Source organism: Frigoribacterium sp. Leaf186 (assembly GCF_001423905.1).
Taxonomy (GTDB): domain Bacteria; phylum Actinomycetota; class Actinomycetes; order Actinomycetales; family Microbacteriaceae; genus Frigoribacterium.
The window spans coordinates 1,001,659-1,014,629 of record NZ_LMPQ01000001.1; the positions used below are offsets into that span (position 1 = coordinate 1,001,659).

General features: G+C 70.8%; 12 protein-coding genes. 2 read left to right on the forward strand and 10 right to left on the reverse strand.

Annotation, left to right across the window (positions count from 1 at the left end):
• Positions 1 to 131: 131 nt before the first annotated feature.
• From rplL to ASG05_RS04525, 4 genes are all read right to left on the reverse strand, one after another.
• A complete protein-coding gene (gene rplL, locus ASG05_RS04510) occupies positions 132 to 515 on the reverse strand; it encodes a 50S ribosomal protein L7/L12 (protein ID WP_056257758.1) in 384 nt (127 codons plus the stop codon).
• Positions 516 to 563: 48 nt separating this feature from the next.
• A complete protein-coding gene (rplJ, locus tag ASG05_RS04515; RefSeq protein ID WP_054146730.1) occupies positions 564 to 1,079 on the reverse strand; it encodes a 50S ribosomal protein L10 in 516 nt (171 codons plus the stop codon).
• A 246-nt stretch (positions 1,080 to 1,325) separates the two neighbouring features.
• Positions 1,326 to 2,930, reverse strand: coding sequence for a cell wall metabolism sensor histidine kinase WalK (locus ASG05_RS04520; protein WP_082486355.1), 1,605 nt, complete (start codon positions 2,928 to 2,930; stop codon positions 1,326 to 1,328).
• Positions 2,927 to 3,685: a response regulator transcription factor gene (locus ASG05_RS04525; RefSeq protein WP_056258464.1), complete on the reverse strand. Its 759-nt coding sequence runs from the start codon at positions 3,683 to 3,685 to the stop codon at positions 2,927 to 2,929. Before ASG05_RS04525 ends, ASG05_RS04520 begins: the two co-directional genes overlap by 4 nt.
• A 166-nt stretch (positions 3,686 to 3,851) precedes the next feature.
• Between ASG05_RS04525 and ASG05_RS04530 the strand changes: the two genes are divergently transcribed.
• A complete protein-coding gene (locus ASG05_RS04530; RefSeq protein ID WP_056257760.1) occupies positions 3,852 to 5,411 on the forward strand; it encodes an ABC transporter permease in 1,560 nt (519 codons plus the stop codon).
• Positions 5,408 to 6,244 (forward strand): ABC transporter ATP-binding protein, encoded by an 837-nt coding sequence (locus tag ASG05_RS04535; protein ID WP_369814030.1) that lies wholly within the window; start codon positions 5,408 to 5,410, stop codon positions 6,242 to 6,244. The genes ASG05_RS04530 and ASG05_RS04535 overlap by 4 nt, the downstream gene beginning before the upstream one ends.
• A 111-nt stretch (positions 6,245 to 6,355) precedes the next feature.
• On the opposite strand, the gene ASG05_RS04540 is transcribed toward ASG05_RS04535, so the two are convergent.
• The 6 genes from ASG05_RS04540 to ASG05_RS04565 form a co-directional block, all read right to left on the reverse strand.
• The gene (locus ASG05_RS04540; RefSeq protein ID WP_056257763.1) at positions 6,356 to 7,321 is read right to left on the reverse strand and encodes a PD40 domain-containing protein; all 966 of its coding nucleotides are present in this window, start codon (positions 7,319 to 7,321) and stop codon (positions 6,356 to 6,358) included.
• A gap of 15 nt (positions 7,322 to 7,336) precedes the next feature.
• Positions 7,337 to 8,350, reverse strand: a complete 1,014-nt coding sequence (locus ASG05_RS04545) for a sugar phosphate isomerase/epimerase (protein ID WP_056257767.1) — start codon at positions 8,348 to 8,350, stop codon at positions 7,337 to 7,339.
• A gap of 100 nt (positions 8,351 to 8,450) precedes the next feature.
• The gene (locus ASG05_RS04550; RefSeq protein ID WP_082486359.1) at positions 8,451 to 9,608 is read right to left on the reverse strand and encodes a Gfo/Idh/MocA family protein; all 1,158 of its coding nucleotides are present in this window, start codon (positions 9,606 to 9,608) and stop codon (positions 8,451 to 8,453) included.
• Between the two features lie 11 nt (positions 9,609 to 9,619).
• Positions 9,620 to 10,459 carry a carbohydrate ABC transporter permease gene (locus ASG05_RS04555; protein WP_056257769.1) on the reverse strand — a complete coding sequence of 280 codons (840 nt, stop codon included), beginning with the start codon at positions 10,457 to 10,459 and terminating at the stop codon, positions 9,620 to 9,622.
• Entirely contained in the window at positions 10,452 to 11,447 is a 996-nt protein-coding gene (locus ASG05_RS04560) for a carbohydrate ABC transporter permease (RefSeq protein ID WP_082486361.1), read from the reverse strand. The genes ASG05_RS04555 and ASG05_RS04560 overlap by 8 nt, the downstream gene beginning before the upstream one ends.
• 76 nt (positions 11,448 to 11,523) lie before the next feature.
• Positions 11,524 to 12,849 (reverse strand): ABC transporter substrate-binding protein, encoded by a 1,326-nt coding sequence (locus ASG05_RS04565; protein WP_056257771.1) that lies wholly within the window; start codon positions 12,847 to 12,849, stop codon positions 11,524 to 11,526.
• Between the last annotated feature and the right edge of the window lie 122 nt (positions 12,850 to 12,971).

Here is a 12,971-nt window from a genome sequence, read left to right on the forward strand (position 1 = left end):
GGCTCGGACGACGCGCCCCGGCAGCGCCCCCGCACGAACGCCAGAAGGCGCCACCCCGAGGGGTGGCGCCTTCTGTCTTGTTGCTGAGCAGACGTGCCGCTCAAGGGCGAGGGGCCGCGAGGGCCCGCCGACTACTTGAGGGTGATCGTCGCGCCGGCGGCCTCGAGCTGAGCCTTGGCCTTGTCGGCGGCTTCCTTCGTGGCACCCTCGAGGACGGTGCTGGGGGCACCGTCGACGACGGCCTTGGCCTCGCCGAGGCCGAGGCTGGTGAGCGCGCGGACCTCTTTGATGACCTGGATCTTCTTGTCGCCGGCAGCCTCGAGCACGACGTCGAAGGCGGTCTGCTCTTCGACCTCTTCGGCGGCGGCGGCGGGGCCGGCGGCACCGGCAGCGGCCACGGGGGCAGCAGCGGTGACCTCGAAGACCTCTTCGAACTTCTTCACGAAGTCGCTGAGCTCGATGAGCGTGAGCTCCTTGAAGGCCTCGATCAGTTCGTCCTGCGTGAGCTTCGCCATGGTGTTCTCCTTGTGTGTTTTCTGAAGTGTGGGTTGGTACGACAGCTGCTAGCTGTCGGCTTCCTGCTTGGCACGCAGTGCCTCGACCGTGCGAACGGCCTGGGACAGCGGTGCCTGGAACAGGTAGGCAGCACCGAACAGCGAAGCCTTGAAGGCGCCGGCCAGTTTGCCCAGCAGCACCTCTCGGGATTCGAGGTCGGCGAGCTGCTTGACCTCGTCCGCCGTGAGCGGGTTACCGTCGAAGTAACCGTTCTTCACGATCAGAGCGGGGTGTGCCTTGGCGAAGTCACGCAGGCTCTTGGCGACGGCGACAGGGTCACCGTGCACGAAGGCGATCGCAGACGGTCCGACGAGGTCGTCGTCGAACGAGCTGATTCCGGCGTTGTTGGCCGCGATCTTGCTGAGCGTGTTCTTCACCACGGCGTACGTCGCGTCTGCACTGATGGACTTGCGGAGCTCTTTCAGCTCAGCAACAGTGAGACCGCGGTACTCGGTGAGCAGGACGGCGGTCGAGTCACGGAAGTTGTCCGTGAGCTCGGCGACCGATGCTTCCTTGTTCGCCATGGCTCTCCTAAAACGTGGGTGTGCCGGCAGCCCCCCGGCACTCGACTCGGCCGCACCGAGACCGGTGCTGCACGAACGAAAAAAGCTCCGGCGCAAGCGCACGGAGCTGGATCTCTTCGAGAAGAGGAACGACTTCACACACCTGCGCTGGTCGCTCTCTCTCGAGAACCTTCGGCACCCGTCTGCGAGCAGACGAGTACAACCGGCGGTCTTGGGCTTCGTACAGAGTAGACGCAGGAGGCGCGCTCACGCAAGTCGCGCCTCCTCGCCTCCTCTGACGCCCACGACGGCAGGCGTCGCGAGAGGCAGGCGCACGGTGAAGGTCGCCCCGTCTGCCGAGCTGTCGACGTCGACGGTGCCGCCGTGCGAGTGGACGACGGCCTCGACGATGGCGAGCCCGAGGCCGGTCGAACCGGCCTTGCGCGATCGTGAGCTGTCGGCGCGGGCGAAGCGCTCGAACAGCACGGGCAGCACGGCCTCGTCGATGCCGGGGCCGTCGTCGGCCACCGACACGACGGCCTGCCCCGACGCGTCGTCGACCGTGAGCGAGACGTGCACGTGGGTGCCGTCGGGCGTGTGGGTGCGCGCGTTGGTCAGCAGGTTCGCGACGATCTGGTGCAGGCGCATCGCGTCGCCCGACACCGTCACGGGCTCGTCGGGCACGTAGACGTCGACGTCGTGCGTGGGGCCGGCCACGTGGGCGTCGTTCACCGTGTCGAGCACCACGCGGGTGAGGTCGACGTCGCCGGTGACGAGGTCGCGCCCCTCGTCGAGTCGGGCGAGCAACAACAGGTCCTCGACGAGCGAGGTCATGCGCAGCGACTCGGACTCGATGCGCCCCATGGCGTAGACGACGTCGTCGGGCAGGCCGGCGTTCATGCGCCGGGTCAGCTCGGCGTAGCCCCGGACCGAGGCGAGCGGCGTCCGCAGCTCGTGCGAGGCGTCGGCGACGAACTGCCGCACCTTGTTCTCGCTCTGCTGCCGGGCCTCGAGCGCCCCGGCCACGTGGCCCAGCATGCGGTTGAGCGAGGCGCCGACGCGACCGACCTCGGTGCGGGTGTCGGCGTCGGCGTCGTCGACGCGTTCGGCGAGCGCGACCTCGCCCCGGTCGAGCGGCAGTTCGGCCACCCGCAGGGCCGTGTCGGACATGCGTTCGAGCGGGCGCAGGGCGCTGCGGACGACGGCGTAGGCGATGGCGATGGCGATCGCGAGCCCGACGACGGTGATCGCGACGATGACGGCGACCATGCGGGTCACGGTCGTCGACACGCTGTCCATCGGCAGGCCGACGACGATGTAGCCGTAGGTCGCCGTGCTACTGACCCCCGAGGTCGGGATGAGCTGCACGGGTTCCGCCTCGACCCGGTACGAGCCGAGGCTGCCCCCGAGGTCGACGGTCGTGGGGTCGGTCGTCCCGACGACCGAGAGCACGGCCGACGCGTTCGCCGACGTCACCGGGTCGTCGACGTCTCCGAACGAGTCGATGCTGTACGCCGCGGTGACCCGTTGACCGACCACGAGGGCCGTGAAGGTGCCCGGGGCCTGACGGGGACCGAGCAGATCGGCCTCGTCGGGTGAGACGCTCGGCCTGCCGGAGTCGGACCCGTCGGCCGCCGGCCCGCTGAGGGCCCGGTTCGTCGCCTGGCGCAGTTCGTCGTCGAGCTGGTCGACGAGCGAGCTGCGGAGGGCGACGACGCTCACTGCGCCGATCACGATCGTGAGCAGCACCACGAGGGCGACGATGCTGAGGATCAGGCGGTTGCGCAGCGTGAGCGGCCCGGCCAGCCCGGGCGCCCGGCGCACGAGGCCCCGGAGGCGCGAGCCCACCCGGGCGGGCAGGGCATCGGTCACGACGTGGGCTTGATCACGTAACCCACGCCGCGGACGGTGTGGATCATGGGCTCTTCGCCGACGTCGATCTTCTTGCGCAGGTACGAGATGTAGATCTCGACGACGCTCGACTTGCCGCCGAAGTCGTAGCTCCAGACCCGGTCGAGGATCTGCGCCTTGCTCAGCACCCGCCGCGGGTTGCGCATCAAGAACCGCAGCAGCTCGAACTCGGTCGCGGTCAGCTCGATCTCGCGACCGGACCGGGTCACCTCGTAGCTCTCCTCGTCGAGCACGAGGTCGCCGACGACGATGCGCGAGTCGCCCGCCTCGCTGATGGCCGAGGCCGACCGCCGGATCAGGCCGCGCAGGCGGGCCACGACCTCTTCGAGCGAGAACGGCTTGGTGACGTAGTCGTCGCCGCCGGCGGTGAGGCCCGACACCCGGTCTTCGACGCTGTCCTTCGCGGTGAGGAACAGGATCGGGGTGTCGTCGCCGCTCGACCGCAGCCGACCGAGCACCTGGATGCCGTCGATGTCGGGCAGCATCCAGTCGAGCACGATCGCGTCGGGCTTGAACTCGCGGGCCGTGGCGAGCGCCGCCTGACCGTCGGAGGCGGCCTTGACGTCCCATCCCTCGTAACGCAGGGCCATCGAGAGCAGGTCGGTGAGGCTGTTCTCGTCGTCGACGACGAGGACTCGGAGGGGCGTTCCGTCGGCACGGGTGAGGCGGGGGGCCGAAGCGGTGGCGGGGGTCGTTGTGGTCACCTCTCCAAGTATCGAGCGATTCCTATGAACGGACTGTGATCGATCGATGAGCAGGCTGCACATCTCTCATAGGCGCTTCATGGCCGGCTGATCGGGGCCTCATCGAGGCCCCTCCTAGGTTCGCTGCGGCGGCAGGCCTCCCGGGCCCGGCACCGCCCCAGTCAAGGAGACCCCCACCATGTTCTTCACCTACCTGCGCCGAGAGCTCGGCAACAGGCGCAAGCAGACCGTCGTCATCGCCATCGGCATGGCGCTGGCCATCGCCCTCGTCATCATCGTCAACGGCGTCGCCACGGGCGTGCGCAACGCCCAGTCGTCGGTGCTCGAGTCCGTCTACGGCGTCGGCACCGACGTCACCGTCACGCAGGCCGCCGAGCCCGGCGCCGACGGCGGCGGCCCCGGGCAGCAGTTCGCGTTCGGCTCGGGCGACGGCAGCACGGAAGACGGCAGCACCGAGGTCGCGCAGAGCACCCTCTCGGCCGCTCGTGGCACGGCCACCGTCGACGCCTCGACGCTCGCCACGGTCGAGGGGGTCGACGGCGTCGCTGCCGCGACCGCGACCCTCAGCCTGCAGTCCTCGAGCTTCTCGGGCACCCTGCCCGACTTCTCCCAGGGCAGCTCGGGAGGCGCGGGCACCGGCACCGACTCAGGTACCGGCACCGACGCGGGCACCGCCCCGCAGGCACCGCCCACCGGCGGAGCCGACGGCGCGGGCGGCAGCTCGTTCGACGTCGACCAGTTCGCCGTCGAGGGCATCGACGTCACCGCGGACGCGGTCGGCCCGCTGACCAGCGTCAGCCTCGTCGACGGCCGCACCTTCACCGCCGACGACGCCGGCACGGACGTCGTCGTGCTCGACCAGACCTACGCCACGAGCGCCGACCTCGCCACGGGCGACACCCTGGCCATCGGCGGCACCGACTTCACCGTGATCGGCGTCGTCGCGTCCACCTCGTCCGACGCGGCGACCTCGAGCGACACGTACGTCCCGCTCGACACGGCACAGACCGTCAGCGGCCTGACCGACCAGATCAGCACCGTCTACGTCACGGCGGCGAGCGCGAGCGACGTGGACTCGCTGAAGACCGACCTCAAGGCCGCCCTGCCCGACGCGACGGTCAGCACGCAGTCCGACCTCGCGTCGAGCGTCTCCGGCTCGCTGTCGACCGCCTCGGGCCTCGTCTCGAACCTCGGCACCTGGCTCTCGGTCATCGTGCTGGCCGCGGCGTTCGCCATCGCGATCCTCTTCACCGTCTCGGGCGTCGGCCGTCGCACCCGCGAGTTCGGCACGCTGAAGGCCGTCGGGTGGAGCAACGCCCGCATCACCCGCCAGGTCGCGGGCGAGTCGCTCGTGCAGGGCCTGATCGGCGGCGTCGTCGGCGTGGCCGTCGGCCTGCTCGGCATCGTCGTCGTCAACGCGATCGCGCCGACCCTCTCGGCCTCGGCCGCGAGTTCGTCGGGCCCTGGTGCGGGTGGCCCCGGCGGCGTGCCCGGCAGCGCGGCCACCGCGGCGGCCGGCACGGCAGCCCAGGGAGGCGCGGCGTCCGGTGCCGGCGGCGGCTTCGGTCAGCAGATGGCCCAGGCCACGACCGACATCGCGCTGCACGTCCCGGTCTCGCTCACGATCGTCCTGATCGCCGTCGGACTCGCCGTCCTCGGCGGCCTCCTCGCCGGGGCGATCGGCGGCTGGCGGGCCTCGCGGCTCCGTCCGGCCGAGGCGCTGCGGAGCGTCGCGTGAGCCGGGTCGAGGGCGGGGCGACCGGCGCGGTCGACGCGACCCGCGCCTCCTGGTCCCCCGCCGACCAGGACTCCCGCGCCGACCGGCACACCCCCGCCGACCGGCACACCCCGGCCGGCCGGCACTCCCCCACCGCACCGCACGCACCCGAAGGGCCCCGACCGATGTACAGCCTCACCGACGTCGTCAAGACGTACTCGCAGAAGAAGAAGACCGTGACCGCGCTGGCCGGCGTCACGCTCGAGATCCCCGCCGGCCAGATGGTCGCGATCCAGGGGCCGACCGGGGGCGGCAAGTCGACGCTGCTGCAGATGCTCGGCGCCCTCGACCGACCGACGAGCGGCACTGTGCTGCTCGGCGAGCAGGACCTCTCGAAGGCCGGCGACCACGCCCTCGCCGCGGCGAGGGGTCGCGAGATCGGCTTCGTGTTCCAGGGGTTCAACCTGATCCCGACGCTGACGGCCGCCGAGAACGTCGAGACGGCGTTCGCCGACGGCTCGGTGCCCCGCGACGAGCGACGCCGGCGGTCGGCCGCCGCCCTCGAGTCGGTCGGCCTCGCCGAACGCGCCGACCACCTGCCCGTCGAGCTCTCGGGTGGTCAGCAGCAACGAGTCGCCGTCGCGCGCGCCCTGGTGAAGGAGCCCACCGTGCTGCTCGCCGACGAGCCCACCGGGTCGCTCGACGAGGCGACCCGCGACGAGATCATGGACCTGCTCGAGGGCGTCTGGCGCGAGCGCGGCCTGACCCTCGTGATCGTCACGCACGACTCGGCCGTGGCGAGGCGGGCCGAACGCCGGCTGCACCTCACGGGCGGCCGGGTCACCGAGATCTGACCGCTGCCGGTGTCGGGTCAGGCCGGTTCGCTTCGCCCCACCCCTCGATCCGGCTCTCGCCCCTGTGCCGAGGCAGGGGTTCCGGGCCGATCGAGAGGGTGTGCGGCTCCGTCAGCCCAGGGGGTAGTCGGCGCAGGCGAAGCGGCGGGAGTCGGGGGCCCAGCAGGGCACGTTGATCGTGCCCTGCCCGCCGAACAGGGCGAGCACGTCGTGCGGGGCCCGGTCCGGCACGGGCAGGCCGTCGGGGCCGAGCGGCAGGGTGCGCAGCACGACGTCGCGGTTCTCGGGGTGGCCGAGCGTGCCGGGCTCGAACGACACCCAGAGCAGCGTGCTGCCGTCGGGTGACACGTGCGGGAACCAGTCGACCCGCTCGTCGTCGGTCACCCGGACGACGTCGCCGCCGTCGAGGCGGCTGCGGAAGAGCTGGGCGTGGCCGGCCACCCCCGCGGAGGCGCGTTCCGAGTTCGTCCACAACCAGGCGCCGTCGGGCGAGAACTCGGCCCCGTCGTCCGGGTGCTCGTCGTCGGTCACCGGCGTGGTGGCGCCGTCGGCCCGCGAGACCAGGGCGACGTTCGTCCGCCACCCGGCCCGCGCCTCCTCGTCGTCCGGGTCGTCGACGGGGGCCGGCAGGGCCCCGACGATGACGCTGAGCGTCGCGCCGTCGGGCGAGACGCCGTGCAGGTAGTTCTTGTGGTTGCGCCCCTCGGGGTGGTCGCGGGTCACACGGCGCGCCCGGCCGCCCGGGGTCACGCCCTCCCACGGCACCTCGTACAGGTGGCCGTCGCGGGCGCTGACGATCACCGCGCACTGGTCGGGGGCGATCACGTGGTCGTTGTTGATCTCGGGGACGTCGCCCATCGGCACCGGCTCGAGCGCCCCCTCGTCGACCCCGCGCGCGTCGGCGGGCAGCCGCCAGAGCAGGCCGTCGCCGTTGACCACGAGCCAGCGGCCGTCGGGGCTCCAGTTCGGGGCCTCGACCAGCACCCGGGTGCTCTCGAGGACGACCTCGACGTCGCCGCTCGCGGGGTCGACGACGAGCAGGCGGCTGCGTTGGCCGGGCAACAGGGTTCGGGGCATGCCGTCAGTCTGCCGTCACTGGTTCGAGAACGCGGCGTCGAAGGAGGCGCTCGGCCGTGGCCAGAGCAGCGTCCGGACGTACGCCAGCGCCTCGGGGGCGCCGTGCAGGCGGTCCATGCCGGCGTCCTCCCACTCGATCGAGATCGGGCCGTCGTAGCCGATGGAGTCGAGGGCGCGGAAGGCGTCCTCCCAGTCCATGTCGCCGTGCCCGGTCGAGACGAAGTCCCAGCCGCGGCGGGGGTCGCCCCAGGGCAGGTGCGACCCGAGCACGCCCGAGCGCCCGGTGGGTGGCTTGATGCGGGTGTCCTTGCAGTCGACGTGGAAGATCCGGTCGGCGAAGTCGGTGATGAACGAGACGGTGTCGACGCCCTGCCAGAGCATGTGCGACGGGTCCCAGTTGAAGCCGAACGCCGACCGGTGCCCGATGGCCTCGAGGGCCCGGACGCTCGTCCAGTGGTCGTACGCGATCTCGCTCGGGTGCACCTCGTGCGCGAACCGCACGCCCTCGGCGTCGAACACGTCGAGGATGGGGTTCCAGCGGTCGGCGAAGTCCTGGTAGCCGGCGTCGATCACGCTCGCGGGCACCGGCGGGAACATCGCCACGTAGGGCCAGATCTTCGAGCCGGTGAAGCCGACGACGGTGTCGACGCCCATCTTGCGGGCGACGCGGGCCGCGCGCTTCATGTCGTCGGCGGCCCGCTGCCGCACGCCCTCGGGGTCGCCGTCGCCCCAGGTCGACGGCCGGACGATCGCCTGGTGCCGGAAGTCGATCGGGTCGTCGCAGACGGCCTGGCCGGTCAGGTGGTTCGAGATCGCCCAGACGCGCAGGCCGTGCCGGTCGAGCACGTCGAGGCGCGACCTCAGGTAGGCGTCGTCCTGGTCGGCGCGCTCGAGGTCGAGGTGGTCGCCCGACGCCGCGATCTCGAGGCCGTCGTACCCCCAGCCGGCGGCCAGCGCCGCGACCTCCTCGAAGGGCAGGTCGGCCCACTGGCCGGTGAACAGGGTGACGGGGCGCGAGCTCTCGGTCATGGGGTCCTTCTCGGGGGCGGCGGTGCGGGGCTGCTTGCGGTGCGGCGCTGCTTGCGGTGCGGCGGACGGCGACGGGTGGGCGGTGTCAGGGCGGGCAGGGTCAGGGCAGGTCGACCCAGGTGCGGGCGGCGGCGGAGGCGAGCACGGCCTCGGTCACCTGCACGGCCCGGAGGCCGTCGGCGAACGTGGGCAGCCCCTCGGGCCTGCCACCGCGGACGGCGTCGTGGGCGTCACGGACGAACCCCGCGAACGCGTCGACGTAGCCCATGGGGTGGCCGGCCGGCAGGGTCGACAGGCGGGCGGCGTCCGGGGCGAGCACGGCGGCGTCGCGGGCGACGAGCTGCGTGCCCGAGCGGCGGCCGACCCAGAGGGTCTCGGGCTCCTCCTGCGAGAACTCGATGCTCTCGGCCGTGCCCGACAGGTCGAGCAGAAGGCGGTTCTTCCGCCCCGGCGCGACCTGCGACACGAAGAGGGTGCCGATCGCGCCGCGGGTCGTCTCGAACACCACCGCCGCCTCGTCCTCGGTGTCGACCGGCGACCCACCACGGACCGCGTGGACCGTGTGGGTCGTCGAGGTCAGGCGGGCCAGCCGGTCGCCCAGGACGAACTCGAGGAGGTCGACCAGGTGGCTGCCGATGTCGGCGAAGGCGCGCGACGGGCCGCCCGCCGCCGAGTCGACGCGCCAGTCGACGTCGTCGCTGTCGAGCAGCCAGTCCTGCAGGTACGAGCCCCGGACGCTCAGCACCCGGCCCACCTCGCCCGAGGCGACCCGGGCCCGGGCCTCGCGGACCATCGGGTGGTACCGGTAGACGAACGGCACGGCGCCGACCAGTCGCCCGTCGCGGGCGGCCTCGACCAGGACCTCGGCCTCGGCGGACGAGGTCGCCAGCGGCTTCTCGCAGACGACGTGCTTGCCGGCCGCGAGCGCGGCCAGGGCGACCGGGGCGTGCGTGGCGTTCGGCGAGCAGATGTGCACGACGTCGACGCCGGGGTCGGTGACCAGGTCGTCGACGCTCTCGTGCGCCGTGTCGACGCCGAGCAGCCCCGCCGCGCCGGCCGCGCTCGACGCGCTCGACGACGCCAGGGCGACCACCCGGGCACCGGCGGACCGTGCGGCCCCGGCGTGCACGCGTGCCATGAAGCCGCCGCCCACGATGCCGACGCCCAGCGGCTCGACCGGCACCGCGCCTCCTCGGCTCGGCGCGGCCCGGCCGGCCGGGCGGGCGGTGGCGCCCGCCGGCCCCACCGCCGTGGCCACGGCCGGCTCTGTCACTTCACGGCCCCCGACGACAGCCCGGTGATCAGGTGTTTCTGCACGAGCATGAAGCCGATGAGCACGGGCAGCGACACGACGACCGAGGCCGCCATCAGCTGGTTCCAGTAGACGTCCTGCTGCGAGGCGTAGGCGCGGAGGCCGATCGAGAGCGTCCTGGTGTCCTTGCTCGTGAGCACCGAGGCGAAGAGCACCTCGCCCCAGGCCGTGATGAAGGCGTAGACCGCGACGGCGATGATCCCGGGCTTCGCGACCGGGATCACGACGCGGAACAGCGCGCCGAGGCGACCCGTGCCGTCGATCATCGAGGCCTCTTCGAGCTCTTTCGGGATCGACGCGAAGTAGCCCGTCAGCATCCAGATCGAGAAGGGCAGCGAGAACGTCATGTACGTGATGATCAGGCCGAGGTAGCTGCCGGTCAGCTGCACGCCGACCGTCCGCTGGATCTGCACGAAGATCAGGAACAGCGGCAGCAGGAACAGGATGCCCGGGAACATCTGCGTCGACAGCACGACGAGGCTGAAGCTTCGCTGCCCCTTGAACCGCAGGCGGGCCAGCGAGTACGCGGCCAGCACGGCCATCGCGACCGACAGCACCGTCGCCGAGATCGTGACGATCAGGCTGTTCTTGAAGTACGACGCCAGCGGCACCGTCTGCCAGATCTGCACGTACGGTTCGAGCGTCACCCGGCTGGGGATCCAGGTGAAGAGCCCCTGGACGTCGGCGAGCGGCTTGATCGAGGTGGTCAGCACCACGTAGAGCGGCACCACCACCACGAGCGACAGGAAGGCCAGCCCGAAGAAGCGGAAGACCTTGAACCCGCGGGTCTCAATCATCGTGTTGTCCCTTCGGCAGAACCATGCGGATGTAGAACGCCGACGCGATCAGCAGCACGACCAGGAGCATCACGCTCATGGCACCGCCGAGGCCGAAGTTCCAGTTGTTGAACGACTGCTGGTAGATCAACGGCGAGATCAGCGTCGCCTGCTCGGGCGAGGCCGGGCCGAAGAGCACGTAGGGCACGTTGAACTGGTTGAAGATCCACAGGCTCATGATCAACAGCAGCACGGCGTTGGCCGGCTTGATCATGGGCAGGGTGATCTGCGTGAACTGCTTCCAGAGGCTCGCGCCGTCGAGGCTGGCGGCCTCGTAGACGTCGCCCGGGATGTTCTGCAGCGCGGCGAGCAGCATCAAGAAGGCGAACGGCCAGAACTGCCAGGCCGTCACGATCACGATGGCCCAGAACGAGTTGCCACCGAGCAACCAGAAGGGGCGGTCCTGCAAGATGCCGAGGTCATCCACGAGGAAGCGGTTGATCGCCCCGTCGCGCTGGTTGAACATGAAGGCCCAGGCGATCGTGCCGACGTACGAGGGCAGGGCGTAGGGCACGAGGAAGAGCGTGCGCAGGACGCCGCGGCCCTTGAACGAGCTGGTGAGCAGGACGGCCCCCAGCATGCCCATGCTCCAGGCGATGGCGACGACGATGACCGTGAAGAGCACCGTGCGACCGAGGGCGCCGTACAGCTGCGCCGCGATGGGCGAGCTGGGGTCGAGCGCGGTGACGAAGTTCCGCAGGCCGACGAAGGGCGCGTTGACCCAGTTGGCGATGCTGAGCTGGTTGAGGGTGATGAAGGCGATCCACACGCCGAGCACCATCGGGACGATGTGGACGAGCAGTTCGGCGAGCGCGGCCGGGGCCACGAGCAGGTAGGCGAGCGGCGAGCGGTGCTTCTTGCGCTTCGCGGGCTCGAGCGGGGCCAGCTGGTGCGGGTCCGGCGGCAGGTCTTTCTCGGCGGTGGCGGGGGGCAGGACGTTGACGGTCATGAGGGTCCTCTCGGGGCCTCGACGGGGGCGGCCGGTCACGTGGACCGACCGCCCCCACCGGTGGCGGTGGGACGGGCTACTGACCCGAGCTCATCTGACTGTTCGCGTCCTCGAGGGCCGACTTGACGTCGGACTCGCTGACGGAACCGCCCTGGGCTGCGGTGGCGAGGAGGTTCTTGATCGCGGTGCCGACCAAGGTCTCCATCTGTCCCTCAGAGGGGTAGAGGGGCATGGGCTGGGCGTGGTCGGCGAGCGTGACCTGCTTCAGCTTGATGGTCTCCGACTGGAACGCCGGGTCGTCGTAGGCGCTCGTGACCACGGGCAGCGAACTGAACGACTTGTTGAGGTAGACCTGCTCGGAGTCGCTCGTCAGGTGCTTGACGAAGTCGATCGCGGCGTCCTTGTTGTCGCTGTTCTCGAACACGCTGATGTTGATGCCGGCCACGTGGCTCTGGGTGCCCAGCAGCCCGGTGGCGTCGGCAGACTCCATCGGCACGGGCGCGGCGGCGTAGTCCGTGAAGTCACGGGCGGCGAGGTTCGCGTCGGGTGCCTGGTCGAAGAACATGGCGGCCTTGCCGTCGGCGAAGGTCGCGGCCATGTCGGAGCCGTTCACGCTCTCTGCGTCCGAAGGCGAGACCACCTTGTCGACGGCCATCAGGTCGACCCACTCCTTGACGCCGGTGACGACGCCGTCGTTGCCGAAGTCCGGGTTGCCGTCGGAGTCGTAGAGCGCTCCGTCGTTCTGCAGGCCACGGACGAACGCCTGGTGGGAGTTGTTCGAGATGCTCGACCCGGCCATCGTGACGCCCCACTGGTCGATGGTGCCGTCGCCGTCGGTGTCCACCGTCAGCTTCTTGGCGTCCTCGACGAACTCGTCCCACGTGGCGGGCGGGGTCGTGATGCCGGCCGCCTCGAACATCTTCGTGTTGTAGTACAGCGAGTACGAGAGCCCGTACAGCGGGATTGACGTCGGTGCCTGGCCCTCGGCGCCGCCGGTGGCGAAGCTCGACTGCACGAAACGGTCCTGACCACCGACCGCGTCGAGGGCCTCGCCCTCCCACGGCACGAACGCGCCGCTCGACTGCAGCGACACCGCCCAGGTGTTGCCGATGTTGAGGACGTCGGGGCCCTCACCGCTCGAGACGGCGGTGAGGATGCGGTTGTAGAGGTCGGACCACGGGATGACCTCGAGGTCGACCTTGACCCCGGTCTCCTCGGTGTAACGGTCGATGCTCTCTTGCAGGATCTCGGCGTCCTTCTCGACCGTCGGGGCCTGGTTGCTGGCCCAGTAGGTGATCGTGTCGGAGTCGCCGCTGCCGCCCGAGGCGCTGCAGGCGGTCATCGATCCGACCGAGAGGGCTCCGACCGCGAGGGCGGCGAGCCAACGGAACTTCGTGTTCATGACTTCTCCTGGTGTCTCTTCTTCGAGATTTCTCTTCATCGAGTGAGGGAAGGGGTGGTGCGGGGTGTGGTGCTGTGTCGTGCCGGTGGTGCTGTGTCGTGCGGGTGGTGCGCTCGGGGGTG